The organism is Acidimicrobiales bacterium (assembly GCA_025455885.1).
GTDB lineage: Bacteria > Actinomycetota > Acidimicrobiia > Acidimicrobiales > Acidimicrobilacustridaceae > Rhabdothermincola_A.
The window spans coordinates 1-25,059 of record JALOLR010000002.1; the positions used below are offsets into that span (position 1 = coordinate 1).

Sequence of the window (25,059 nt, forward strand, 5' to 3'; positions counted from 1 at the left end):
GCGGGAGAGCTCGGTGGTGGCGTCGAGATGGGTGAAGGTGGTGAACGGCGCCGGGTCGGTGTAGTCGTCGGCGGGCACGTACACGGCCTGCAGCGAGGTGATCGAGCGGCCCCGGGTCGAGGTGATGCGCTCCTGGAGCTCGCCCATCTCGTCGGCGAGGGTGGGCTGGTAGCCCACCGCCGAGGGCATGCGGCCGAGGAGGGTGGACACCTCGGAGCCGGCCTGCACGAAGCGGAAGATGTTGTCGACGAAGAACAGCACGTCCTGGTTCTGGACGTCGCGGAAGTACTCGGCCATGGTGAGCGCGGACAGCGCGACGCGGAGGCGCACACCGGGCGGCTCGTCCATCTGGCCGTAGACGAGGGCGGTCTTGTCGATGACGCCCGACTCCTCCATCTCGATCCAGAGGTCGGTGCCCTCACGGGTGCGCTCGCCCACTCCGGCGAACACCGACACACCGCCGTGCTGCGAGGCGACGCGGTTGATCATCTCCTGGATGAGGACGGTCTTGCCCACGCCGGCACCGCCGAACAGGCCGATCTTGCCGCCGGCCAGGTAGGGGGTGAGCAGGTCGATGACCTTGATGCCCGTCGGGAACACGTTGGCCTTCGGCTCCAGGGTGTCGAACGCCGGCGGCTCCCGGTGGATCTCCCAGCGCTCGACGTTCTCCTCGGCGAGCGGGGAGTCGAGGGGCTCGCCGATGACGTTGAACACGTGGCCGAGCACGGCCGTGCCCACCGGGACGGTGATCCCCCGCCCGGTGTTGCGGACCGCGGTGCCCCGGGTCAGGCCGTCGGTGGGCTTCATGGTGACGACCCGCACGCGACTGTCGCCGATCTGCTGGGCCACCTCGGCGACCACGTTCACCGGCTCGCCGTCGACGGAGACCGTGAGCTCGAGCGCGTGGTTGATCTCCGGGAGGTGCCCGCGCGGGAACTCCACGTCGACCACCGGGCCGGCGATGGCGACGACGCGGCCGTCCTTGAGGGTGGTGTCGTTGTCGGTAACGGTCATCGGCGTGGTGTCTCCTGTACTCGCGGCGCTCAGTGGAGCGTCGCCGACCGGTCGAGCGGGTCGAGGTGGCTGGGGAAGAGGTGTTCGGGTTGCAGCGACAGCGGGAGCAGCTCCTCGGGCTCGCGCTTGTCGGCCTTCAGGGCCTCGGCGCCTCCGACGATCTCCATGATCTCGGTGGTGATCGAGTCCTGGCGGGCCCGGTTCATGACCCGGGTGAGATTGGTCTTGAGCTCCTCGGCGTTGTCGGTGGCGGCCTTCATGGCCCGCTGCCGGGCGGCGTGCTCCGACGCCGAGGCGTCGAGCATGGCCGAGAAGATCCGTGACTCGACGTAGCGGGGCAGGAGCTCGTCGAGGATCACCGTCGGGTTCGGCTCGTACTCGAGGTCGCTGACGGGCTCGTCGGCCTCGGACTCGTCGATCTGGAGGGGAAGGAAGCGGCGGATGACCGGCTGTTGGTTGCCGGCGGACAGGAAGCGCCAGTACACGAGGTCGACCTCGCGGAACTCCCCCGCCTCGAAGCGATGGCGCACCGCCGAGGCCACGTCACGGGCCTGGTCGTAGGTGGGCTGGTCGGTGACCCCGAGGAACGTCTCCTCGATCTTGTAGCCACGGAACTTGAAGTAGGCCTGTGCCTTCTTGCCCACGACGAACAGCGCGTAGTCGAGCCCGTCGGCCCGGCGGTCGATCAGCTCGCGCTCGGCGTTGCGGATCATCGTGGAGTTGTAGGCGCCGCACAGTCCCCGGTCGGAGGTGATGACGATCATCGCCGTCTTCTGTGCGTCGTCGTAGGAGCGGAGCAGGGCGCTCTCCCGGGCGGCCCCGGCGCGGACGAGGTCGAGGATCACTGCGGTGATCTCCTCGGCGTAGGGACGCGACGCCGCCGCGCGGTCCTGGGCCTTCACGACGCGGGTGGCGGCGATCAGCTCCATGGCGCGGGTGATCTTCTTCGTCGACTCGACGCTCTTGATGCGTCGGCGAAGGATCCGCTCCTGACCTCCAGCCACGGGTCAGGCCTCGTCCCCGCGCGAGACCTCGGTCTCGGTGAGCGTGGCCTCGGCCAGACCGCCGGCCTTCGTGAGGTCGGCGTCGCCGAGGTCCTCGGCATCGGGCATCGAGCCACTGCGGCCCTCGCTGGCGAGGAACTCGTCGGTGAAGGCCTTCACCGCGTCCTCCACGCCGGCCGGGAGCTCGCCGGTGGTGCGGATGTCGTCGAGCAGGGCGCCGTGGCGGCCGCGCATGAAGTCGAGCAGGTCGGTCTCGTAGCGGCGCACGTCGGCCACGTCGATCCCGTCGAGGTAGCCGTTGGTCCCGGCGAAGATGACGACGACCTGCTCCTCGACCGGCATCGGCGAGTTGAGGCCCTGCTTGAGCAGCTCGGTGAGGCGGTAGCCGCGCTCGAGCTGGGCGGCGGAGATCTTGTCGAGCTCGGACCCGAACGTGGCGAAGGCCTCGAGCTCGCGGAACTGGGCCAGGTCGAGCTTGAGGCTGCCCGAGACCTTCTTCATCGCCTTGATCTGGGCGTCGCCGCCCACCCGGGACACCGAGATGCCCACGTCGACGGCGGGCCGCACGCCCGACTTGAAGAGGTCGTCCTGGAGGTAGACCTGCCCGTCGGTGATCGAGATGACGTTGGTGGGGATGTAGGCGGACACGTCGCCGGCCTTGGTCTCGATGACCGGGAGGGCGGTGAGGGAGCCGGCGCCCAGGTCGTCGGACAGCTTGGCGGCCCGCTCGAGGAGCCGGCTGTGCAGGTAGAACACGTCGCCGGGGTAGGCCTCGCGGCCCGGCGGGCGACGCAGCAGCAGCGAGAGCTGCCGGTAGGCCTCGGCCTGCTTGGAGAGGTCGTCGTAGACGATGAGGCTGTGCTCGCCGTTGTCCATCCAGTGCATCCCCATGGCGCAGCCGCCGTAGGGGGCGAGGTACTTGAACGGGGCGGGGTCGCTGGCCGGGGCCACGACGACGACCGTGTAGTCGAGGGCGCCGTACTCGGCGAGGGTGCTCACGGTCTGGGCGACCGTGGAGGACTTCTGCCCGATGGCGACGTAGATGCACTTCACGCCCTGACCCTTCTGGTTCAGGATCGTGTCGATGCAGACGGTGGTCTTGCCGGTCTTGCGGTCGCCGATGACGAGCTCGCGCTGACCCCGGCCGATGGGGGTCATCGCGTCGATCGACTTGATGCCGGTCTGCATCGGCTCGTGCACGGGCTTGCGACCCGTGATGCCGGGGGCCTGGATCTCCATGCGGCGCAGCTGCGCGCCGACGATCGGGCCCTTGCCGTCGATGGGCTCGCCGAGGGCGTTGACCACCCGGCCGAGCATGGCGTCGCCGACCGGGACCGAGAGGATGCGGCCGGTGGCCCGCACGGGGCTGCCCTCCTCGACGGCCGCGGCGGCCTCGCCGTCGCCGAGCACGACGGCGCCGATGGAGTCCTCGTCGAGGTTGAGGGCGAGACCGACGGTGCCGCCCTCGAACTCGAGGAGCTCGTTCACGCCCACGTCGGGCAGGCCCGACACCCGGGCGATGCCGTCGCCCACCTCGAGGACGCGACCCACCTGGGTGGCCTCGAGCGACGGGGAGAACCCGGAGAGGTTCTTCTGGAGGGCGGCGGCGATGTCGCCGGTGTTGATGGTCAGTTCAGCCATGGACGTCTTCCTTCGAAGCGGTTCAGAACGACTCGCGGAGCTGGGACAGGCGTTGGCGCACGGAGCCGTCGATGACGGTGTCGCCGATCTGGGTGACGAGCCCGCCGAGCACGTCGGGGTCGACGACGACCACGAGGTCGACGTCCTTGCCGGTGTTGGCCTTGAGCGCCTCGGCGAGGCGGGCCTTCTGGTCGTCGGTGAGCGGGACCGCCGAGCGCACCTGGGCGATGACCCGGCTGCCCTCGGTCGAGGTCTTCTCGAGCAGGGCGTCGACGATCTCGCTCAGCTCGTGCACACGGCCGGTCGCCACGACGAGGGAGACCAGCCCGAGCGTGGTGGCCGTGGCCTTGGCGCTCAGCACGTCCTCGACGATCTGCTGACGCCGCTCGACGGGGATGTGGGGGTCGGAGAGCGCGTCACGCAGCTCGTCGGAGCCCTCGAGCACCCGGGCGAAGCGGAACAGCTCGTCGACGACCTCGTTGGCCCCGCCCTCGGCGTGCAGGACCAGACGGAACGCGTCGGCGTAGTGGTCGATGCGGGCGCTCATGCGCGGGATCCGACCTTGGCGATGTAGCTGTCGATGAGCTCGGCCTGCGTGGCCTCGTCGAGGCTGTTGGCCACGACGGCCTCGGCGGCGCCGATGGCGAGCACCCCGATCTCGGCCTGCAGGTCGCTGGTCGCCTGGGCCTTGGTGGCCTCCACGTCGGCGAGCCCCCGCGCCCGCACCTCGGCGGCGTCGGTGGTGGCCCGCTCGACGAGCTGCGCCTTCACCACTTCGGCGGTCTGGCGGGCCTCGGCGACCAGCCGGGCCTTCTCGTTCTCGGCGTCCGCGATGGACGCCTCGACGGCAGCCAGCTCGGACTCGGCGCCGGCGCGCGCCGCGGCGGCCGACTCGAGCTCGTTGCGCAGCCGGTCGATCCGGCCGTTCCACATCCCCTTGATCGCCGGGCCGCCCTTCCAGACGATGAGGGCGCCCACGATCAGGAAGGCCAGGGTCCCCCACCAGACCTCTTCGATCTTGTGCGGGAGGATCTGGCCGTTGGGCTCGCCGGCGGCGGCGATGACCAGTTGGGTGAGCATGTGCATCTCCTGTCGATCCGGCGCTAGTTCTGCGAGCCGGTGCGGTTGACGTAGTCCTCGACGACCTGCACCTGAGCGGAGCGGTCGAGGGGCTTCTGCACGACGGCCTCGGCGGCACCGACGGCGATGTCGGCGAGGCTGCCGGTGAGCTCGCCCCGGGCCCGGGCCTTGGCCTCCGCGATCTCGGCGGCGGCCGCCGCCCGCTGCTCGGCCACCTCGGCCTCCGCGGCGGTGACGGCCTCGCGTCGCTGGGCCTCGCCCTCGGCGCGGCCGGCCTCGATGAGGGCGACCGCCTCGGCGCGGGCGCCTGCCATCCCCTCTTCGTACTGCGACAGCTTCGTGGTGCGCACCATCTCGGCGTGCTCGGCGGCCTGGTGGTCCTCACGGACCTTGTCGTCGCGGTCGTTCATGGTCTTCAGCACGGGCGGGAGCAGCACGAACTTCATGAGCGCCCACAGCAGCAGGAAGAACACTCCCGCCCAGAGCATCTCGCTGACCTCGGGGAGGATCGGGTTCTTGGTCTCCGCGACCGCTTCACCGGCTTCGGTGGCAGCGAGGAGGATCGTTGAGAAAGCGACCACGGAGGGTCTCCCTTGACGATGTCGGGTGGAAGGGGAACGGATCCGACGGGCCGGCGCCCCGCCGCGTCGCGGCGATCGGGGCGGCCGGGCCGGATCAGACGAACTTGATGAGGATGAAGACCACGAAGCCGATCAGGGCGAGGGCCTCGGTGAACGCGATGCCGAGGAACATGGTGGTGCGCACCATGCCGGCGGCCTCGGGCTGGCGGGCCATGGCCTGGACCGACTGACCCACGAGGTAGCCGATGCCGATGCCGGGACCGATGGTGGCGAGGCCGTAGGCGAGGCCGGCCTGCCCGGCGGCGGTGATGGCCTGGGCTTCGCCCTTGGAGGTGGCTTCGTAGGTGACCTGGGCGAGGATGCTCATTGGGTCTTGCTCTCCTGTTGTGTGGGTTGCGCCACCGGGTGACGGTGACTGCAGGGGATCGGGATCCGGGCCGGGGCCCGGGGGACTCAGTGCTCGGGGTGCATGGCGCCACCGATGTACACGGCGGCGAGGATCGTGAAGATGTAGGCCTGCAGGAAGGCCACCATGACCTCGAACCCGGTGAGGGCGACGAGCATGGCGAACGAGAACGGCAGGGCGAGGACCAGCAACGACGCCGTGAACAGCGTGATGCACAGGACGCTGAAGGTCACGAGCAGGATGTGGCCGGCGAGGATGTTGGCGAAGAGACGCACGGCCAGGGAGAAGGGCCGCACGATGAAGGTCGAGAGGATCTCGATGGGCACGACCACGAGATAGAGGGGCTTCGGCACACCCGGCGGGGCCACGGCGCTGATGAAGTACTTGGGCCCCTGGTGCTTGAGGCCGACGGCGATGAAGAACGCAAAGGTCAACAGCGCCAGGAACGCCGGGCCGGCCATGCGGGCGTTGCCGGGCATGTGGAAGCCCGGGACCACCGAGAAGAAGTTGCTGATGAGGATGAAGAAGAAGAGGCTGATCAGGAACGGGATGTAGCGCAGCCCGTCGGGGCCGATCGTCTGCATCACGATGCCGTCGCGGATGAAGGCCACCGAGGACTCGGCCAGGTTCTGGACGCCCTTCGGGACCATCCGGCCCTTGCGGGCGAGGAGGAAGAGCACCGTCGTGGCCAGCGTGGCGATGAGGTAGATCAGGCCGATCTTGTTGAACCCCCACCAGACGCCGTCGTCGCCGATGATGTTGGGCCACTCGACGAGTTGCTCGATGGTGGGGAACTCGAGTCCGAAGATCACTGGGAGGACGACTCCTTGGATGCGGGGTGAGAGGTGGCGGTGGGCTTGAGCGCCGGGTAGGCGAGCGACGCCGAGATGAAGCGCATCTCCCACAGCAGAAGGCCGAGATGGGTGGCGATCACCGTGATCCCGAACGGCACGAGCTCGATCCACGAGGCGTCGCGGACGAGCCAGATCGCGAGGAAGATGAGGCTGAGGCGCACGAGGTAGCCGAAGAGGGCGGCGAACATCATCAGCGCCGGGGAGATGCGTGCCGCGCCGGCGAGCAGTGCGGCGGCGAGGACGAAGTTGGCGACCACGATGGCCAGCCCGTAGGCGGTGGACAGGGCCCCGTCGAGGCCCCAGATGAGACCGAAGACGACGAGGAGCGCCGGGGCGATCATGGCGGCCCGCTTGACGAGGTCGCGAGCGATGATCCCCTCGGGGGACGGGCCCTCGACGGCGCTGGCGGGCTCGAGCATCATCGCCTCCACGATCCGCTCTCCTCGTGGGCCTTCATCTCGGCGTCGTAGCCGTAGTAGAGGCGCACGACCGCGCCGACGAGCCCGAGCACGGCGAAGACGATCGTGATCACGGGGACGGTGCCGAAGAGCCGGTCGAGTCCGTAGCCGATGAGGGCGAACAGAACCGGGGAGAGGGCGAGCTCCCAGCCTCCGGCCTGCCGGTACATCTGTTGTGAGACCTCGCGCCGTTGCGAAACGTCCACCAACGTGACCTGTCGTTCGTCGCGATCCGCCATCGGGTGCGGATCGACGGGAGCGGATGTGCGCGCCGGTCGTCCCGGCGCTTGTGAAGCGATTCGCAAACTAGTGGGGCCGCCCGGGGGCCGCAACTTCGTCGCGCTAGCCCGCCGTGGGCTCGTCGCCCTCGTCCGGGGTCGCGGTCACCGGGAGGTGGGCGACCGGTCCCACGACGGCGGGCCGCGCACCGGGCCTCCCGGCCCCGGCGTCGGCGTCGCCGGCGCCGTCGGGTTCGTCCGCCACCCCCTCGGCGACGTCGCCCTTCGCCCCTCCCCGGCGCCACGGTCGCGAACCGGGACGCAGGACGGTGAACAGCGACAACAGGATCGCGGCGATGCCGATGGGCACGATGGCGTCACCGGAACCGGTGTAGGTCGGGTAGAGCACGAAGCCCGACAGCAACGCCGTCCACGCCCAGAGGATGAAGACGCTGCGCCGGTGCCCGTGGCCGAGGTCCATGAGGCGGTGGTGCAGGTGGCCCTTGTCCGCCGTCGAGATGCCCGACCGGGTGGTGGCGCGTCGCACGATGGCGAAGAGCGTGTCGAGGAGCGGGACCCCCAGGATGACGAGGGGGATGAGGAGCGGGGCGAAGAAGAAGAACGACTGGCCGCTGAACTGCTGGTCGACCCGGCCCCCGACGACCATGGTCGAAGCGGCCAGCAGGAGGCCGAGGAGCAGCGCGCCGCCGTCGCCCATGAAGATCCGGGCCGGGTGCACGTTGTGGGGCAGGAACCCGACGCACATGCCGAGCACGATCACCGAGAGCAGCGGCCCGAGGTTCCCGGGGGCGAGCAGACCCTGGTCGCCGAGCTGGAGGGAGTAGAGGAAGAAGCTGCCGGCGGCGATGGCGCCGATGCCTCCGGCCAACCCGTCGAGCCCGTCGATGAAGTTGATGGCGTTGGCCATCCCCACGACCCAGAGCACGGACAGCAGGTACGACCAGTCGGTGGAGAGCACGAAGACCCCGAGGAAGGGGATCCGCAACACGAGGATGGCGATGCCGGAGAGCACCAGGACGGTGGCCGGGATCACCATCCCGGCGAGCTTGGCCGGCGCCGACACCTCCCTCAGGTCGTCGACGACGCCCACGACGAGCATCGCGATCGCGGCGATCACCAGGCCGAGCGGCTCGGTGGTCCCGCTGAACACGGCGGCGAAGTCGCCCATGGCCCACGCCACGCCCATCCCCGCCAGCAGCCCGACGAGCATGGCGACGCCGCCGAGGGTGGGGGTTGGCCGGTCGTGGACCCTCCGCTCGTCGGGACGGACCACTGCGCCGATGCGCACCGCCAGACGGCGGACGCCGAAGAGGACCACGAAGGTGGTGGCGGCCACGACGGCCAGCACCACCATGTAGGCGCCGAGCTCAGGCACGGGTCAGGGAGCCGTCCCGCTCAGGCGTACGGCGTGAACTTCGAGCACAGGTTGGCCACGTCGTCGCGCACGGCCGCCAGGTCCCCGTCGTCGGACCGCACCCGCAGCGCCCGGGCGATGAGCGAGCCGATCTCGGCCATCTCGGGCTCGCTCATCCCCTGGGTCGTGACCGCCGGCGTGCCGATGCGCACGCCGCTGGTGACGAAGGGCGAGCGCGGGTCGTCGGGCACGGTGTTCTTGTTCAGGGTGATGCCCGCCCGGTCGAGCACCTCCTGGGCCTCCCGGCCGGTGAGCTCGGCGTCGAAGGAGCGCAGGTCGACGAGCAGCAGGTGATTGTCGGTCCCTCCGGAGACCAGGCGAAACCCTTCGCCGGCCAACGATTCGGCGAGTGCCCGGGCGTTCGTCACGATCTGGTGGGCGTAGTCGGCGAACTCCGGTTGGGAGGCCTCGCGGAAGGCGACCGCCTTGGCGGCGATGGCGTGCTCGAGAGGACCGCCCTGGAGCCCGGGGAAGATGGCCTTGTCGATGGCCGCGGCGTGCTCGGCCCGGCTGAGGATGCAGCCACCCCGGGGACCACGGAGCGTCTTGTGGGTGGTGAAGGTCACGACGTCGCAATAGGGCACCGGGTTGGGGTGGGCGCCGCCGGCGATGAGGCCTGCGATGTGGGCAGCGTCGAACATGAGCAGCGCCCCCACCTCGTCGGCGATCTCGCGCAGGGGGGCGGGCTCGATGACCCGGGGATAGGCGGTGGCCCCGGCGATGATCATCTTCGGGCGGGTCTCGTGGGCCAGCTCGCGCAGGGCGTCCACCTCGATCCGCTCGTCGGAGGCAGACACGCCGTAGGACACGAAGTCGTAGAAGCGCCCCGAGATGTTCACCGGGGAGCCGTGGGTGAGGTGGCCACCGTGATCGAGGCTGAGGCCCATCACCGTGTCGCCCGCCTCGAGCAGCGCGAGGTAGACGCCGAGGTTGGCGTTGGCCCCGGAGTGCGGCTGGACGTTGGCGTGCTCGGCCCCGAACAAGGCCTTGACCCGCTCCCTGGCGAGATCCTCGATGTCGTCGACGACGGCGTTGCCGCCGTAGTACCGCTTGCCGGGGTAGCCCTCGCTGTACTTGTTGGTGAGCACCGAGCCCGTGGCCCGCATCACCGCGGGGGAGGTGAAGTTCTCGGAGGCGATCAGCTGCAGCGTCGTGTTCTGCCGATCGACCTCGGCGTCGATCAGCGTGAACAGCTCGCGGTCATCGTCGGCGGGCCACATGGTGGTGCTCCTGTCTGGCGGCGCACGCCGTCGGGGGTGCGGTCACGATCGGTCGGGGATGGCGTCGAGGTCGACGGGGGGCGTGCCGAGGGCGGCGGGGGCGAGCAGGCCGGCCAGGGCCGCGGCGAGCGACTCGAGCTCGGCGGCGGTCCGGGCGAACTGGGCCCGGGTCCCCCCGACGGGGTCGGCGACGTCGTCGTCGGGGTCGGGGCGGAGGTAGGTGGCGGCCACCCTGTCGCGTCCGACGGCCTCGAGCCACTCGGGGAGCGTCGAGCCCGCCGGGATCGGCCCGACCTCGCGCCCGCGACGCACCAGCTCCTTCAGCGTGAAGGTGCGCCCGAACACGCCGGGCACCGTCCCGGCGACGTCGCGGACGTGGCGGCGGGCGAGCGCGATCACGAGGTCGGCCCCGAGCACGAGGTCACGGTCGATGACCCGGGACCGGTGGCCGGCGAGCGCCAGGCCCCGGGCGGCCGCCTCGTCGACCGAGTGGGCCGCGGCCGGGTGGCCGTCCTCCCACATGCCGGCGGAGTGCACGTGGGCGTCGACACGCCGGGCGCGCAGCGCCTCGTCGAGCATCACCTCGAGCATGGGGGAACGGCACACGTTTCCGGTGCAGACACAGAGCACGTCGATGCCCGGATTGTAGGTCCGCCCCCGCCGGCCGTTACCGTCCGGGGCCGCCGTGGCCCCGGGGTGCGGAGCCCCGCCCGGCCGGGAGGGGAACGTGACGACAGTGGATCCGCGGACGCCCGTGCTGGTCGGCGGCGGCCAGATCACCCACCACGCCGACGAGCCGTCGCCGGAGCCCGCCGAGTTGATGGCCCTCGCGTTGCGCGCCGCCGAGGCCGACAGTGGGGGTCGGGACCTGTTGCGGTCGATCGACTCGATGCGCACCGTCGGGCAGCTGTCGTGGCGCTATGCCCACGTGGGACGCCTCGTGGCGGCGGCGGTCGGTGCCGCTCCCCGCCAGCACCTCCAGTCGCGCATGGGCGGGAACCTGGCCGGCTCGATGGTGATCGACGCCGCCCGGGCCATCCAGGCCGGGGAGATCGACGTGGCCGTGGTGTGCGGCGCCGAGGCGTGGCGCACACGGAGCCGGGCCCGTGCGGCCGGGACGCCGCCGGAATGGACCGCCCAGGTCGGCACCGAGGGCGCACCCGAGCCCTACGGACCGGAGGACCCCCTCAGCTCGCCGCTCGAACGGGAGCGCGGCATCGCCGAGGCACCGCCCATCTACGCCCTCTTCGAGGTGGCGTTGCGGGCCGGGCTCGGCCTCGACGTCCTCGCCCACCGCCACCGCATCGGCGAGCTGTGGAGCGCCTTCTCCCGCGTCGCCGCGGGGAACCCCTGGGCGTGGGACCGCACGGCCCCGGCGGCCGCCGACCTCTGGGAGCCCGGCCCCGGGAATCGCATGATCGCCTTCCCGTACACGAAGCGGTTGTGCTCGAACAACCACGTCGACCAGGGCGCGGCGGTCATCCTGACCTCGGTCGCCGCTGCCGAGCACCACGGCGTGCCCCGCGACCGCTGGGTCTTCCTGCACGCCGGCGCCGAGGCCGTCGACCACTGGTTCGTGTCGAACAGGGTCGACCTGTGCTCGTCGCCGGCGATCCGCGTCGCGGGTCGCGACCTCTTCGCCCTCGCCGGCACGGAGCCCGACGCCCTCGACCACGTCGACCTGTACTCGTGCTTCCCGTCCGCGGTGCAGATCGCCGCCCGGGAGCTGGGCCTGCTCACCGAAGCCGACGGCTCGGGCTGGGGCGGGATCGGTGCCCGCCTCCCGCTCACGGTCACCGGCGGGATGAACTTCGCCGGTGGGCCGTGGAACGACTACCCCACGCACGGCCTCGCCACGATGGCCGACGTCCTGCGCCGCGACCCGGGCAGCACCGGGTTGTGCACCGCCAACGGCGGGTGGACGACCGAGCACGCCCTCCTGGTGCTCGGCACCGAGCCGCCTGCGGCCGGGGCATTCCGCTCCTCGACCCCCCAGGCCGAGGTCGACGCCCTCCCGGCGGTCGCCCTGGACGACGACTGGACCGGGCCGGCGGTCGTCGAGAGCGTGACCGTCGTCCACGACCGTGAGGGCCCGCACCAGGCGCGTGCCGCGGTCCGCACGCCTCGCGGCGACCGGGCCTGGTGCACGAGCACCGATCCGGGGCTGATGGCCGCCGCCGAGACGACCGAACTCGTGGGGGCGTCGGCGGTGCGCACCGGCGACGCCGGGTTCATCATCGAATCGCCGGCCTGAGCCGCTTCAGCGGGCGCGGTTGGCCTTGCGCCGGTCGGCGAGCAGCCGCAGCACCCGCTCCTCGGCCTTGGGCATCTCCTCGAGCAGCATCCGGAACCGCCGGGCGTCGAACACCACGAGGGACAGGGGCGTCTCGGCCACGACACTGGCGACCCGCGGCAGGTGGTCGACCAACGCCATCTCCCCCACCATCGACCCCGGGCCGAGGGTGGTGACGTACTCGTCCGCCACGTAGACGCCCGCCCGACCCTCGATGATCACGTAGCACTCCTGGCCGACCCGACCCTGCTCCATGAGCACTGCCCCGACCTGGGCCTCGACGTCGTCGGCCAGTTCGGCGACACGGGCCAGCTCGTCGTCGCCGAACCCCTCGAAGAACGACGTCTCGCGCAACTTGGCGACGCCGCCGATCGACTTGGAGCGCTTGTGGAACACGGCCCACCGCCTCTTCCCGTGCCCCCGGCCCCCTGACCGTGGGCGACACCGCGATCGTACCCGTGGCGACCCCCTAGCCTCGCCCCATGGTCTCCGAGTTGTTCGATCCCGACATGTGGCGACCCGTCGCCGGCTTCGAGTCCCTGACCGACGTCACCTACCACCGCGCCGTCGGACAGGGGACGGTGCGGGTGGCCTTCGACCGCCCGGAGGTCCGCAACGCCTTTCGCCCCCACACCGTCGACGAGCTCTTCCGGGTGCTCGACCATGCCCGACAGTCGAGCGACGTCGGGTGCGTGCTGCTCACCGGGAACGGGCCTTCTCCCCGCGACGGCGGCTGGGCGTTCTGCTCGGGCGGCGACCAGCGCATCCGCGGCCGTGACGGCTACCGGTACGCGGAGGGCGAGACGGCCGAGGGCATCGACCCGGCCCGCTCGGGGCGCCTCCACATCCTGGAGGTGCAGCGCCTCGTCCGCATGATGCCCAAGGTGGTGATCTGCGTGGTCCCCGGCTGGGCGGCCGGCGGCGGCCACTCGCTCCACGTGGTGTGCGACCTCACCCTGGCCAGTGCCGAGCACGCCCGGTTCAAGCAGACCGACGCCGACGTGGCCAGCTTCGACGGCGGGTTCGGCTCTGCATACCTCGCCCGCCAGGTCGGCCAGAAGTTCGCTCGCGAGATCTTCTTCCTCGGTGACACCTACGACGCCGAGGAGGCCCACCGCATGGGGATGGTGAACGCCGTGGTCCCCCATGCCGAGCTCGAGTCGGTGGCGCTCGACTGGGCCGCGCGGATCAACGCCAAGAGCCCGACCGCGCAGCGCATGTTGAAGTTCGCCTTCAACCTCATCGACGACGGGCTGGTGGGCCAGCAGGTCTTCGCCGGGGAGGCGACCCGCCTGGCCTACATGACCGACGAGGCCGCCGAGGGACGCGACAGCTTCCTCGAGAAGCGCGACCCGGACTGGTCGGAGTTCCCCTGGCACTACTGAGCGGGCGGGAATCTCACCCGGTCGCTCACGTTCGAGCCCCAACGTGACGACGGAGAGGGGTATGGGATCGAGGACCAAGGTCAGGTGCCCGAGCTGCGGCGCCAAGAACGACGCCGACGCCCGTCGCTGCCGCATCTGCGGCACCGACGTCAGCCCGGGAGCCGAGGAGCCGATGACGGCGCCCCGGCCCGGCACGGCCCAGGTCGGGAGGGCCGGCCTCGGCCGCGTGGTCCTGATCGCCTTCGTGGTGATCCTCGGGCTCCTCGTCGCCGCGATCCTCCTCGGGGCGGTGGAGGGCCCGCGCTGGCTGAACAACGCGGTGAACGAGATCCCCTTCCTCGATCGCGAAGCCGACGACGGCTGGACGACGCAGACCGAGGAGGCCGCCGGCTGGCAGGCCGAGATGCCGGTCGAACGGGCCCGGGGCACGACGCCCTTCCCGGGCGCCGACAGCGGCACGGCCGAGCTGTGGCTGGCCGAGTTCGGCGGGACGGCGACCGTGCCCGACACCGAGCTGTCCGTCATCTGGAGCACCGTCCCGTTCCCGGAGGGCGAGAACGTCGAGGCCTCGCTCGCCACCACCGCCGAGCAGTGGGCCGCCCAGCTCGGCGGCCGGGTGACCGAGAACGACGAGGCCACCTACGCCGGCCTCCCTGCCCGGCGGCTGAAGGTGACCGGCCTCGATCAGGGCGACGAGGCGGCCACCGTCGATGCCCTGCTCATCCGCCGGCGCGACCAGCTGTTCGTGCTCCAGAGCCTGTCGATCTACCCCGACCACCCCCAGTTCGGCCGTCTGGTGGAGGGCTTCGAGCTGTTGTGACGCCGGCCCCGGGCCCGTCCGGGCCGGGGCCGCTCAGCGGCGGGCGACGACGACGCGGTCGCGCCCGGCGAGGTCGGGGACGACCGTGGCGGTCGCGAAGCCCCGGTCCCGCGCCATGGCGGCCACGGGTCCGACCTGGGTCGGGGCCGACTCGAGCACCAAGGCCCCGCCGGGGGCCAGCCACCGCGGGGCCTCGGCGACGAGCTCGCGGAGGTGGTCGAGCCCGTCCGATCCCCCGAAGAGGGCCGATGCCGGCTCCCAGTCCCTGACCACCGCGGGCAACTCGTCGTCGGAGGCGACGTAGGGCGGGTTCGACACGACGACGTCGAAGCGACCGGCGAGCTCGGGCGGCAGGGCCTCGAACCAGCGTCCCTCCGCGACCCGGACCCGGGTGGCGGCCCGGCCCAGGCCGGTGAGGTTGGCCCGGGCCACGTCCAGGGCGGCGGCCGAGACATCGGTCAACCACACCTCCACGCCCGACCGCTCGGCGGCGACGGCCAGCCCGATGGCGCCCGACCCGGTGCCCAGGTCGACGACGAGACCCCCTTCGCCGCCGCTGGGGGCGCGGCAGCGGTCGAGCTCCCCGAGGGCCGCATCGACGACCTGCTCGGTCTCGGGTCGCGGGATGAGCACCCGGGGGTCGAGGAACAGCTCGAGCGAGCGGAACGACCAGACGCCCAGCACGTACTGCAGCGGCTCGCCCGTCAGTCGACGTTCGAGCATCCCGTCGAAGAAGCCCACCTCGCGGACCGTGGCGGGGCGATCGAGGGCCAGGACCAGGGCCGCTCCCGACTCACCGGAGGCCCGCTCGACGAGGCGCCGGGCGTCGAGGACGGGGTCGCTGCCGTCGTCGAGCGCCGCCTCCAGGAGGCGGCGCTCGGCCTCGGCGCGCAGCATCCGCCACGACACGGTGCTCTCGGGACCGGACCCCTCGTCCACCGGCTCAGGTGTCGTCCGCGGCGAGCTGGGTGGCCCGCTCGTCGGCCACGAGCGCGTCCACCACGTCGTCGAGCTCGCCGGCGAGCACCTTGTCGAGCTTGTACAGGGTGAGGCCGATCCGGTGGTCGGTGACGCGGTTCTCCTTGAAGTTGTAGGTGCGAACCTTCTCCGAGCGACCCCCGCCCCCGGTCTGGGCCCGGCGGGCGCCGGAGGCCTCGGCGGCCTTGCGTTCCTGCTCGCGCTGGAGGAGCTTGCTGCGCAACACCCGCATCGCCTTCTCCCGGTTCTGGATCTGGCTCTTCTCGTCCTGCATCGCCACCACCACACCGGTCGGCACGTGCGTGATGCGCACCGCGGAGTCGGTGGTGTTGACCGACTGACCGCCGGGGCCGGACGACCGGTAGACGTCGATGCGCAGGTCGTTCGGGTCGAGGTCCACGTCGACCTCCTCGGCCTCGGGGAGGACGGTGACCGTCGCCGACGAGGTGTGGATGCGGCCCTGGCTCTCGGTGACGGGGACCCGCTGGACCCGGTGGGGTCCGCCTTCGTGCTTCATCCGGGTCCACACGCCGTCGCCGGCGAGGCGAAAGGTCACCTCGCTGAACCCGCCGAGATCGGACTCCTGGGCACCCATCACCTCGAGCGACCAGCCCATGCGCGCGGCATAGCCCCGGTACATGCCGAACAGGTCCCGGGCGAAGAGGTTGGCCTCCTCCCCACCCTCGGCCCCGCGCACCTCCACGATGACGTTGCGCCCGTCGTTCGGGTCCTTCGGCAGCAACAGGACCTTGACCTCCTCGTCGAGCCGCTCGATGGCCGCCTCGGCGTCGTCGATCTCGGCCCGGAGGACCTCGCGGTCGTCGACCCCCGCGTCGGAGAGCATCTCCCGGGCCACGGCGAGGTCGTCGGTCGCCTGGCGCAGCTCGCGGAGCCGGCCGACGAGGGCCCCGAGCTCCGCGTACCGGCGGCTCGCCTCCCGGTAACGGCGCTGGTCGGCGAGGACCTCGGGATCGGCGAGGGCCACCTCCACCTCGTCGAGCTCTCGCTGGAGGGCGTCGAGCCGGTCGAGGATGCTCACGGCGCGGCGTCCGCAGCGGCCGACCCCGGGTCGAGGCGACGCCAGTCGCCGGGGACCACCACGAGCTCGGCGGGCACGGCCAGGGCCGCGGCGAGGTCGCGGGTCACGCGGTGGGCGTCACGCTCAGGCACGACGAGCACCAGTCGACCGTCGGGCGCGTGGGTGAGCCGGGCATCGGCGGCGGCCGGCACGAGGTCGGGGTCGATCCCGACGGAGCACGCCACCACCACCGCTCCACCCCGCTCGTCGTGGCCGACGGCGATGGCCGGCGCCACGTCCTTGACCCCGTCGCGGGGGACGGTGGGGTCGGCGGGCGACAGCCGTGACGCACCGACGAGCTCCGGGTGCTCGAGGATCCGGACGCGGAGCCACCGCTCGGCGGCGAGGCGCCCCAACGGGTGGGCCTCGGCGTCGTGGCGACGATGCGTCCTGACTTTGTCGATCACCGTCGCCAACGCCGCGGGGGTCGGCATGGCGCCGTGGAGCATGGCGAACGCGTCCCTGTCGTGGCGCCCCACGCCGACCTCGATCCGGGCCGCCACCGCCGCGCCGGCCGCGTCCTCGTCGACCACGACCCGGGCGACCTCGAGGCCCAGCACCTCACCGCGGATCTGACCGTGCTCGGTGACCACCTCGGTGCCCGCCTCGGCGAGCGCGGCGGCGAGGCCGCGGGCCACCGCCGGTGGCTCGACCGGACCGGGCGACGGGGCCGGAACGGCGGGGCGGGCGGTTCGGCCCTCGACGGACCACACCCGAGGGGGCACGGCGAACGCGCCGGCCCGCCGGGCCAGCACGCCGGCCTCTCCGGGGTCGTCGACGAGGAGGTGCAGCTCGCTCAGCTGGTGGCGCCTCGACCACACCAGGGCCCGGCCGAGGGCGGAGGGTGCGTCGTCGACGGCGAGCACCCAGCCCACCGTGCCCCGGCGCGTCGCCACCCCTCCGGGGAACGTGTCCTGGACGGCGGGCGGCTCGGGGTCGTCCGCGCCGGGGGAGCCCGCTGCGCCGGCGTCGAGGTCGGCGACGAGAGCGGTCAGCTTGGCGGCGAGGAGCCGCGAACGTTGCTCGGGGTCGAGGGTGACGGCGGGCCCCAGTCGACGGGCACGGACGGAGGGGACGGGGCTACTTGGCCCGACGCGTCCCGTACCGCTTCTCGAACTTCTCGATGCGCCCGCCGGTGTCGACCAGCTTCTGCTTCCCGGTGTAGAAGGGATGGCACTCGTTGCAGAGCTCGGAGGTGAGCTCGGCCTGCGTCGAGCGGGTGGTGAACGTGTTGCCGCACGAGCAGCGCACGGTCGCTTCGACGTACTCGGGATGGATGTCGGCCTTCATGGCGCTCTCCGCTTCGAAAACTGAGGGACGGACAAGTGTGCCGGGGTCCCGCCCGGATCGCAATCTGCGGCCGGGTCGACCGGACGGCTCAGGCCTTCCCCATCTCGTCGAGGAAGAGGTCGTTGGAGCGGAACTCGCCGAGGCGGTCGACGAGCATCTCGAGGCCCGCTCCCCCGCTGCCGGACTCCGCGGCCAGCCCGCTCAGCACCCGACGCAGCTTCCAGACCTTCTGCAGCTGGGGCCGGTCGAAGAGCAGTTCCTCGTGACGGGTGGACGAGGCGTCCACGTCGATCGCCGGGTACACCCGCCGCTCGGCGAGGCGCCGGTCGAGGCGCAGCTCCATGTTCCCGGTGCCCTTGAACTCCTCGAAGATCACCTCGTCCATCTTCGACCCGGTCTCGACGAGGGCCGTCGCCAGGATCGTGAGCGAACCGCCCTCCTCGATGTTGCGGGCGGCGCCGAAGAACTTCTTGGGCGGGTACAGGGCACCGGTGTCGATGCCGCCGCTCATCACGCGCCCGGTGGCGGGAGCGGCGAGGTTGTAGGCGCGGGCGAGTCGGGTGATGCCGTCGAGGATCACCACGACGTCCTTGCCCTCCTCGACCCGGCGCTTGGCCCGCTCGATGACCAGTTCGGCGATCGCGGTGTGCTCCTCGGTGGGTCGGTCGAAGGTCGAGGCGACCACCTCACCCTTCACGGACCGGCGCATGTCGGTGACCTCCTCGGGACGCTCGTCGACGAGGAGGACGATCAGCTCGACCTCGGGGTTGTTGGTCTCGATCGCCTTGGCGATCTGCTTCATGACCGTGGTCTTCCCCGCCTTGGGCGGCGACACGATCATCCCCCGCTGACCTTTCCCGATCGGGCAGATCAGGTCGATGATCCGCGCCGTCATGTCGTAGGGACTGTCAGGGGTCTCGAGCCGGAGCCGCTCGTCGGGGAACAACGGGGTGAGGTCCTCGAACCGGCGTCGCCCGCGCGCCACCTCGACGTCGGCGCCGTTGACGGCGTCGATGCGCAGGAGAGCGGGGTTCTTCTCGTTGCGGGTCGCCGGCCGGCTGGTGCCCTTGATGTGGTCGCCCCGGCGGAGCGCGAACTGCCGGGTCTGCTTGACCGACACGTACACGTCGTCCTTGCCCGGGAGGTAGCCGTCGACCCGGATGAAGCCGTAGCCCTCGTCCCGGAGATCGAGGAGCCCCTCCACCTCCGCCGCCTCGGCGGCGGGGACGTCGTCCGGGCGATCGGGGCGCTCGCCCCGGTCGGTGCCGCGGTCCCGGCCGCGGCGTCGACGTCGCCGACCCGGTTCGGCCTCGGCGCCGTTCCCGGGGGACGACGCCGTCGGGGGGCCGTCGGTCGGGGCTGCGGGGAGGGAGGCCGGGCCGGGCTCGGCGGCCTCGACCCCGGTCGACTCGTCGTCGGTCGTGTCGGGGGCCGGCTCGTGGGACTCGGCCTCGGCCTCGGCGTCGCGGGTCCGGCGGGTCCGGCGGGAGCGGGGTGCCGGGGAGGGGGTCGCGTCCCCCGGCTCGTCGCCCAGCTCGGACGCGATGGCCTCGGGCTCGGACGGGGCGGCCTCCGGCTCGATGGCGACGGCCTCCGGCTCAGCCGGTGCGGGCGCCGACGCGTCGGCCGGCTCTGCGACCTCGGTGGCGACGTCGGTCCGCGTGGTGACCCCGGTCAGCTCGAGGACGAGGTCGACGATGTCGGCCTTCTTGGCCCTCGACCCGGGCTTGCCGCCCAGCGCCGTGGCGATGGTCATCAGCTCGTCGCGATCCTTGCGCTCGAGCGCCGATCGTTCGAGTTGCTCGGAATCCGCGCTCATCGGTGTGCACCTCGTCGGGGACGTGGCAGGAAGGCCACGGGGGGAAGGCCATCGCTTCGATGGCGGGGAGGGGGCTGACACGGCAGAGCGCCGGGCCCGGGCCGGAACCGACGTGAGGGCGTGAGAGCCCCCTGCGTCGACGCCGACCGCTCCGGTCGACCGGTTCGGACGCCCTCGAAGGGGTCTCCGCCGATCGACGGCCCTGACACGGTAGTGGCGGAGGGGCGGTGCGGCAACCGCCGCGACGGCCCGCGGGATCTCATCCGGGGCCGGTCCGGCTCCGTAGACCGGGCATCACCTCCCGCCGCGGTGATGCCCACGCCCCGGATGACCGGCTGACGTCATCCCCACGATGGCCGGTTCCTCCCGACCGGCGACCCGGAGGTCCGACCCCAGGGTCGGGCCTCCGGCGCGTCCGGGGGCGGTCGGCCCGGTCAGCGCACCCCGACGAGTCGGGCCATGAGCTCGTGGCCGACCACCAGGGGGGCGTCGGCCACCCCGGCCTCGGTGTACGTGCCCCCTGCGCCCGGGTGCCGGGAGTCGACGAGCAGGTACGGGACCGGGTCGGGGGTGTGGGTCCGCAGGGCCAGAGGGGTGGCGTGGTCGGGCAGCAGCAGCATTCGCCACGGCCCGAGTCGGTCGAGGCCGGGGACGAGGTCGGCGAGGATGCGCCGGTCCCAGTTCTCGAGGGCGCGGACCTTCTCCTCCACGTCGCCTGCGTGCCCGGCCTCGTCGCTGGCCTCGACGTGGATGATGAAGAGGTCGGCCCCGTCGGCCAGCGCGTCGAGGGCGCAGTCGCGCTTGCCCTCGTAATCGGTGTCGTACCACCCGGTGGCCGTCTCGAGGTTGACGACCTCGATGCCGGTGAGGACCCCGAGCCCCCTGACGAGGTCGACGGCGGTCACGAGCGCCGCGTCGAGGCCGTAGGCGTCGGCGAACGACGGCATCCGGGGTTGGAAGCCCTGGCCCCACAGCCACACCTGGTTGGCGGCGAGCGGGCTGGCCCCCACGATCGACCGGGACGCCTCCATCAGTCGGCGCAGGTGCGGAGCGGCGGCACCGGTGGGCCACACGGACGGCTTGCCGGTGAGGTCGTGCGGGGGGACGCACTCGGCCTCCACCCAGTCCTGGGGGGCGACCATGATGTGGCGGTACTGCACGCCGGGGTGGAACGACACGCCGTCCCCGCCGAGCTCGCGGTCGAGCGCCTCGAGCACCCCGGCGGCCTCGGCAGTGGAGGGGTGCCCCCCGGCGAAGTCGACCATGGTGCCGTCGTCGCCGACGGTGACGAGGTTGCACCGGTAGGCGACCTGGTCGGGGGCGAGCTTCAGCCCGAGGGCGGCGGCCTCGATCGGCGCCCGACCGGTGTGGTAGCGGGCGGGGTCGTAGCCGAAGATCGACATGTTGCCGACGTCGGACCCCGGCGGCAGCCCGTCGGGGATCACCCCTGCCCGGCCGACCTCACCACGCGCCGCCAACGCGTCGAGGTGCGGCGTGTGGGCGACCTCGAGGGGCGTTCGTCCCCCGAGCGACTCGAGGGGCTCGTCGGCACAGCCGTCGGGGACGCACACCACGTACTTCATGGTCGTGATCATGGCCCAACGCGAGGACCGCCCGCCCACCGGGCGGGTGACCGCCGCGATCAGCCGAGGGCGCCGTCGATGGCCGTCTCGAGCGTGAGGAGGTCGGCGTCCACGACGTCGAAGCGCTCGGGGCGCTCGAAGAGGTCCGCCAGGTGGGCGGGCAGCGCCGGTCGGACGCCCGTCGCCGCCTCGACGGCGTCGGGGAACTTCGCGGGATGCGCCGTCGCCAGCACCACCATCGGCACCGTCGCGTCGCCCCGGGCCCGGCGGGCGGCCGCCAGGCCGACCGCGGTGTGGGGATCGAGCAGCCGGCCGTGGCGCTCGTACTCCTCCCGGATGGTGGCCGAGGTCTCGTCGTCGTCCACCCGGGCCGCCGCCCAGTGCTCGGCAAGCAGGTCGAGGCGCCCGTCGCCGATCGCAACGGTGCCCTCGGCCCGGAACCGTGTCATCAGCTCGGCGATGGCTGCGCCGTCGCGCCCGTAGAGCTCGAAGAGCAGCCGTTCGAGGTTCGACGAGACCTGGATGTCCATGCTCGGGCTCAGCGTGGGATGGACCTCGCCGATGGTCATCGCCCCACTGGTCAGGAACCGGGTGAGGATGTCGTTGCGGTTCGAGGCGACGACGAACCGGCTGGCGGGGACGCCCATGCGCTGGGCGACGTAGCCGGCGAAGACGTTGCCGAAGTTCCCGGTGGGCACCGAGAAGGCGACGGGGGCGCCGGCCGCGAGCCGCGCCGCGGAGGTGGCGTAGTAGACGACCTGCGCCATCACCCGGGCCCAGTTGATGGAGTTCACCGCCGAGAGGCGTCGGCGTTCCCGGAACCCGGTGTCGGCGAACAGGGCCTTGACGAGGTCCTGGCAGTCGTCGAACGTGCCCCGCACCGCGAGGTTGTGCACGTTCGGGGCCGTCACGGTGGTCATCTGGCGTCGTTGGACCTCCGACACCCGGCCCTCGGGGTGCAGGATCACGATGTCGATGCTGGCGCGGTCGCGGCACGCCTCGATGGCGGCGGACCCGGTGTCCCCGGAGGTCGCCCCCACGATCGTCACCCGATCGCCCCGTTCGGTCAGGACGTGGTCGAACAGCCGCCCGACGAGTTGGAGCGCCACGTCCTTGAACGCCAGCGTGGGTCCGTGGAACAGCTCGGCCAGCCAGATCCCGTCGCCGATGTCGACGAGGGGCACGACGTCGGGCGCGTCGAAGGTGGCGTACGCGTCGCCCACCATCGCCACGAAGGCGTCACGGTCGACGCTGCCCTCGACGAAGGGCCACATGACCTCGACGGCGACGTCGGCGTAGGGCATCGATGCGAACCGCCGGGGAGCGTCGGCGGCGAGCGCCGGCCAGGTCGAGGGCACGTAGAGGCCGCCGTCCACCGCCAGGCCGGCGAGCAGCACGTCGGCGAAGTCGAGGGCGGGCGCCGACCCCCTCGTGCTCACGTAGGTGACGGTCACCGGGGCTGGCCCTCGTCGCCGAGGACCCGCACGACGCTCCCCACCCGTGCCACCACATCGAGCTCGCGCAGGTCGGCGACGGTGTCCCACAGGTCGCGCTCTCTGGCGAGGTGGGTGATGAAGTCGATGCGGGCCTCGGCACCGGCCGGCTCCACCGTCGGGTCCGGGGAGGGGCCCTCCTGCTCCATCGAGGCGATGGACACCCCGTGGGCGCTGAACACACCGGCGATGGTGGCCAGGACGCCCGGGCGGTCGGCGGCGTGCACCCCGACGTAGAACGCCGACGCGAGATCGTCGACCGGGAAGAGGGGGACGTCGGCGAACGTCCCCAGGCTGGCGTGGCCGCCGCGGCGCAGGTTGGCCGCGGCGTCGATGAGGTCGCCGAGCAACGCGCTGGCGGTCGGGTCGCCGCCAGCACCTCGGCCGTAGAACATCAGGTCGCCGACGAACGTGCCCTGCACGAACACGGCGTTGAAGCTCTCGCGCACCGACGCCAGCGGGTGGGTGACCGGGACCAGGGCGGGGTGGACACGGGCCACGACCGACGGTCCGGACGCGCCGTCGAAGCGCTCGGCGACCGCCAGGAGCTTCACGACGAACCCGTGGCGACCCGCGAAGTCGATGTCGTGGGCGCTGAGCCCGCTGATGCCTTCGCAGGCCACGTCGGCAGCCCGCACCCGGGCCCCGAAGGCCAACGACGCCACGATGGCGATCTTGGCGCCGGCGTCGAGGCCCTCCACATCGGCGGTGGGGTCGGCCTCGGCGTAGCCGAGCTCCTGGGCCTCGAGGAGGGCCGCGGGGAAATCGGCTCCCGCCTCGGTCATGCGGGTCAGGATGTAGTTGGTGGTGCCGTTCATGATCCCGAGCACGCGCTCGACGGGCTCGCCGAGCAGCGACTCGCGCAACGGGCGGACGAACGGGACGCCCCCGGCCACGGCGGCCTCGAACAGCAGGTCCACCCCGGCGGCCTCGGCGGCCGCGAAGACCTCGGGACCGGCCACGGCGAGGAGCTCCTTGTTGGCCGTGACGACGGCCTTGCCGGACGCCATGGCGTCGAGGAGCAGCTCCCCGGCGGGCTCCACCCCACCCATGACCTCGACGACCACGTCGATGTCGGGGTCGGCGACGATCGAGGCGGCATCGGTGGTCATCACGTCGGCGGCCAGCGCGACCGACCGCGGCCTCGTGGCGTCGCGTACGGCCACCCGGGCGATCTCGAGCCGGAGGCCGGTCCGGGCGGCGATGACCTCGCGCTGGTCGTCGACGAGGGCGATGAGCGACGAGCCGACGGTGCCGCATCCGAGCACACCGACCCTGACCACGGATCCGTTCACGTGGCGAGGCTACCGGCGCCGTGACCGGGCCCCGGATGGCGTGCGCCCGCAGGGCGACGCGCCACGTTCCGGACCCGGACGCAACTGCCTCGCGCCGGTCGACGCCTATCCTGATCGAGTGGTCGACCCCGCGGCGCCGACGTTCCCACCCGAAGTCGTCGAGGCCATCACCAGGCACATGAACGACGACCACGCCGAGGACAACCTCCGGATCTGCCGGGCGCTCGGCGCCCATCCCGACGCGACCGCGGCGAGGCTCACGGGGCTCGACGGCGACGGGATGGACTTCAGCGTGTCCACGACGGGGGGCGATGCCACCGATCGCATCCTCTGGCCGGAGCGCATCACCGAGCGGGCCGAGGTGCGGGTGGCCGTGGTCCGGCTGCACGACGAGGCGTGCCGCCTCCTCGGGGTGACGCCGCCGGCCCACGACTCGTGATCGCCGGCGTCGGGGGCGAGCCCTCCGCCCCGGAGCCGGGACGTCCGTGACGCCGAGCGCCGAGCAGCGCCAGGCGACCAAGGACCGCCTGTTCGACGCCTTCGCGTCGCTCGTGCACGAACGGGGCTACGACGCGGTGTCCCTCGCTGACGTCGCCGAGCGGGCCGGTATCGGACGCACGTCGGCGTACAACTACTTCGCCGACAAGGACGCCCTCGTCGTGGCCTTCGTCGGCCAGGAGACCCTCGGCTACATGGACGCGCTGCGCCGGACGCTCGACGGGCTCGAGGACCCGGTCGAGCGGCTCCGGGCCTTCATCGACGCCCAGCTCCGCCATCGCGCCCACTCCCGTCTGCCCGCCGGTCCGGACCTGCGCCTGGCGCTCGCCCCGCCGACCTACGCGCGGGTCTCCCAGCACGCCGCCGCGCTGGACGGGCTGCTGCGCGGGATGCTCGCCGACGCGTCGACAGAGGGTCTCCTGCCCCCGGGCGACGTCGCCCGGTTGGTGCCGCTGGTGACGGCGTGCCTCGCCCGCGCCGACACCGAAGGCGCCGACGAGGACGCCATCGCCGATGCGGTCGAGGTGACCACCACGTTCGTGCTGCGGGCGCTCGGGGTGCGCCTCGGCCCGGACGGCAGGGCCCGGCGCGTGGACGCCGGCTGACACCCGATGCC

At 72.2% G+C, this 25,059-nt stretch carries 27 protein-coding genes; 5 read left to right on the forward strand and 22 right to left on the reverse strand.

The annotated features are described in order from the left end of the window. From atpD to MUE36_01635, 13 genes are all read right to left on the reverse strand, one after another. Window positions 1-1,014 (reverse strand): F0F1 ATP synthase subunit beta (gene atpD, locus MUE36_01575; protein ID MCU0309617.1); only part of this gene is annotated, 1,014 nt, incomplete at its 3' end. A gap of 29 nt (window positions 1,015-1,043) precedes the next feature. Next, window positions 1,044-2,018 carry a F0F1 ATP synthase subunit gamma gene (locus tag MUE36_01580; protein ID MCU0309618.1) on the reverse strand — a complete coding sequence of 325 codons (975 nt, stop codon included), beginning with the start codon at window positions 2,016-2,018 and terminating at the stop codon, window positions 1,044-1,046. 3 nt (window positions 2,019-2,021) lie between these two features. Continuing rightward, the gene (atpA, locus tag MUE36_01585; protein ID MCU0309619.1) at window positions 2,022-3,659 is read right to left on the reverse strand and encodes a F0F1 ATP synthase subunit alpha; all 1,638 of its coding nucleotides are present in this window, start codon (window positions 3,657-3,659) and stop codon (window positions 2,022-2,024) included. Window positions 3,660-3,681: 22 nt separating this feature from the next. Beyond that, window positions 3,682-4,206 (reverse strand): ATP synthase F1 subunit delta, encoded by a 525-nt coding sequence (atpH, locus tag MUE36_01590; GenBank protein ID MCU0309620.1) that lies wholly within the window; start codon window positions 4,204-4,206, stop codon window positions 3,682-3,684. Further along, window positions 4,203-4,739: a hypothetical protein gene (locus MUE36_01595; protein MCU0309621.1), complete on the reverse strand. Its 537-nt coding sequence runs from the start codon at window positions 4,737-4,739 to the stop codon at window positions 4,203-4,205. The genes atpH and MUE36_01595 overlap by 4 nt, the downstream gene beginning before the upstream one ends. 23 nt (window positions 4,740-4,762) lie before the next feature. Continuing rightward, window positions 4,763-5,320: a F0F1 ATP synthase subunit B gene (gene atpF / locus MUE36_01600; GenBank protein ID MCU0309622.1), complete on the reverse strand. Its 558-nt coding sequence runs from the start codon at window positions 5,318-5,320 to the stop codon at window positions 4,763-4,765. 94 nt (window positions 5,321-5,414) lie between these two features. Next, the gene (gene atpE / locus MUE36_01605) at window positions 5,415-5,687 is read right to left on the reverse strand and encodes an ATP synthase F0 subunit C (GenBank protein ID MCU0309623.1); all 273 of its coding nucleotides are present in this window, start codon (window positions 5,685-5,687) and stop codon (window positions 5,415-5,417) included. An 86-nt stretch (window positions 5,688-5,773) separates the two neighbouring features. Beyond that, window positions 5,774-6,538 carry a F0F1 ATP synthase subunit A gene (atpB, locus tag MUE36_01610; protein MCU0309624.1) on the reverse strand — a complete coding sequence of 255 codons (765 nt, stop codon included), beginning with the start codon at window positions 6,536-6,538 and terminating at the stop codon, window positions 5,774-5,776. After that, window positions 6,535-7,002: an ATP synthase subunit I gene (locus MUE36_01615; protein ID MCU0309625.1), complete on the reverse strand. Its 468-nt coding sequence runs from the start codon at window positions 7,000-7,002 to the stop codon at window positions 6,535-6,537. The genes atpB and MUE36_01615 overlap by 4 nt, the downstream gene beginning before the upstream one ends. Further along, the gene (locus MUE36_01620; GenBank protein MCU0309626.1) at window positions 6,999-7,244 is read right to left on the reverse strand and encodes an AtpZ/AtpI family protein; all 246 of its coding nucleotides are present in this window, start codon (window positions 7,242-7,244) and stop codon (window positions 6,999-7,001) included. The genes MUE36_01615 and MUE36_01620 overlap by 4 nt, the downstream gene beginning before the upstream one ends. Window positions 7,245-7,380: 136 nt before the next feature. Further along, a complete protein-coding gene (locus MUE36_01625; GenBank protein MCU0309627.1) occupies window positions 7,381-8,652 on the reverse strand; it encodes an undecaprenyl/decaprenyl-phosphate alpha-N-acetylglucosaminyl 1-phosphate transferase in 1,272 nt (423 codons plus the stop codon). Between the two features lie 20 nt (window positions 8,653-8,672). Further along, a complete protein-coding gene (locus MUE36_01630; GenBank protein ID MCU0309628.1) occupies window positions 8,673-9,911 on the reverse strand; it encodes a serine hydroxymethyltransferase in 1,239 nt (412 codons plus the stop codon). Window positions 9,912-9,953: 42 nt separating this feature from the next. Beyond that, window positions 9,954-10,502, reverse strand: a complete 549-nt coding sequence (locus tag MUE36_01635; protein ID MCU0309629.1) for a hypothetical protein — start codon at window positions 10,500-10,502, stop codon at window positions 9,954-9,956. 145 nt (window positions 10,503-10,647) lie between these two features. Between MUE36_01635 and MUE36_01640 the strand changes: the two genes are divergently transcribed. Further along, entirely contained in the window at window positions 10,648-12,165 is a 1,518-nt protein-coding gene (locus MUE36_01640) for an acetyl-CoA acetyltransferase (protein MCU0309630.1), read from the forward strand. Window positions 12,166-12,171: 6 nt separating this feature from the next. Here the strand turns inward: MUE36_01640 and MUE36_01645 are convergent, their stop codons facing one another. Then, window positions 12,172-12,600, reverse strand: a complete 429-nt coding sequence (locus tag MUE36_01645) for a cyclic nucleotide-binding domain-containing protein (protein ID MCU0309631.1) — start codon at window positions 12,598-12,600, stop codon at window positions 12,172-12,174. A gap of 86 nt (window positions 12,601-12,686) precedes the next feature. On the opposite strand from MUE36_01645, the gene MUE36_01650 reads away from it, so the two are divergent. Together MUE36_01650 and MUE36_01655 are read left to right on the forward strand one after the other, a co-directional pair. After that, window positions 12,687-13,589: a 1,4-dihydroxy-2-naphthoyl-CoA synthase gene (locus MUE36_01650; protein ID MCU0309632.1), complete on the forward strand. Its 903-nt coding sequence runs from the start codon at window positions 12,687-12,689 to the stop codon at window positions 13,587-13,589. A gap of 61 nt (window positions 13,590-13,650) precedes the next feature. Beyond that, window positions 13,651-14,409, forward strand: coding sequence for a zinc-ribbon domain-containing protein (locus MUE36_01655; GenBank protein ID MCU0309633.1), 759 nt, complete (start codon window positions 13,651-13,653; stop codon window positions 14,407-14,409). 33 nt (window positions 14,410-14,442) lie between these two features. On the opposite strand, the gene prmC is transcribed toward MUE36_01655, so the two are convergent. The 8 genes from prmC to MUE36_01695 form a co-directional block, all read right to left on the reverse strand. Continuing rightward, window positions 14,443-15,348 carry a peptide chain release factor N(5)-glutamine methyltransferase gene (gene prmC / locus MUE36_01660; protein MCU0309634.1) on the reverse strand — a complete coding sequence of 302 codons (906 nt, stop codon included), beginning with the start codon at window positions 15,346-15,348 and terminating at the stop codon, window positions 14,443-14,445. Window positions 15,349-15,352: 4 nt separating this feature from the next. Further along, the gene (prfA, locus tag MUE36_01665) at window positions 15,353-16,426 is read right to left on the reverse strand and encodes a peptide chain release factor 1 (protein MCU0309635.1); all 1,074 of its coding nucleotides are present in this window, start codon (window positions 16,424-16,426) and stop codon (window positions 15,353-15,355) included. After that, a complete protein-coding gene (locus tag MUE36_01670) occupies window positions 16,423-17,361 on the reverse strand; it encodes a hypothetical protein (GenBank protein ID MCU0309636.1) in 939 nt (312 codons plus the stop codon). The genes prfA and MUE36_01670 overlap by 4 nt, the downstream gene beginning before the upstream one ends. Before the next feature lie 184 nt (window positions 17,362-17,545). Further along, window positions 17,546-17,755 (reverse strand): 50S ribosomal protein L31, encoded by a 210-nt coding sequence (gene rpmE / locus MUE36_01675; protein ID MCU0309637.1) that lies wholly within the window; start codon window positions 17,753-17,755, stop codon window positions 17,546-17,548. Between the two features lie 88 nt (window positions 17,756-17,843). Next, the gene (rho, locus tag MUE36_01680; GenBank protein ID MCU0309638.1) at window positions 17,844-19,574 is read right to left on the reverse strand and encodes a transcription termination factor Rho; all 1,731 of its coding nucleotides are present in this window, start codon (window positions 19,572-19,574) and stop codon (window positions 17,844-17,846) included. A gap of 434 nt (window positions 19,575-20,008) precedes the next feature. Next, entirely contained in the window at window positions 20,009-21,169 is a 1,161-nt protein-coding gene (locus MUE36_01685) for a cofactor-independent phosphoglycerate mutase (protein MCU0309639.1), read from the reverse strand. A gap of 47 nt (window positions 21,170-21,216) precedes the next feature. Next, entirely contained in the window at window positions 21,217-22,596 is a 1,380-nt protein-coding gene (thrC, locus tag MUE36_01690; protein MCU0309640.1) for a threonine synthase, read from the reverse strand. A gap of 11 nt (window positions 22,597-22,607) precedes the next feature. Then, window positions 22,608-23,945, reverse strand: a complete 1,338-nt coding sequence (locus tag MUE36_01695) for a homoserine dehydrogenase (GenBank protein MCU0309641.1) — start codon at window positions 23,943-23,945, stop codon at window positions 22,608-22,610. 118 nt (window positions 23,946-24,063) lie between these two features. On the opposite strand from MUE36_01695, the gene MUE36_01700 reads away from it, so the two are divergent. Together MUE36_01700 and MUE36_01705 are read left to right on the forward strand one after the other, a co-directional pair. Further along, the gene (locus MUE36_01700; protein ID MCU0309642.1) at window positions 24,064-24,384 is read left to right on the forward strand and encodes a DUF2470 domain-containing protein; all 321 of its coding nucleotides are present in this window, start codon (window positions 24,064-24,066) and stop codon (window positions 24,382-24,384) included. A 46-nt stretch (window positions 24,385-24,430) separates the two neighbouring features. Further along, the gene (locus MUE36_01705; GenBank protein MCU0309643.1) at window positions 24,431-25,048 is read left to right on the forward strand and encodes a TetR/AcrR family transcriptional regulator; all 618 of its coding nucleotides are present in this window, start codon (window positions 24,431-24,433) and stop codon (window positions 25,046-25,048) included. The last annotated feature ends 11 nt before the right edge of the window (window positions 25,049-25,059 follow it).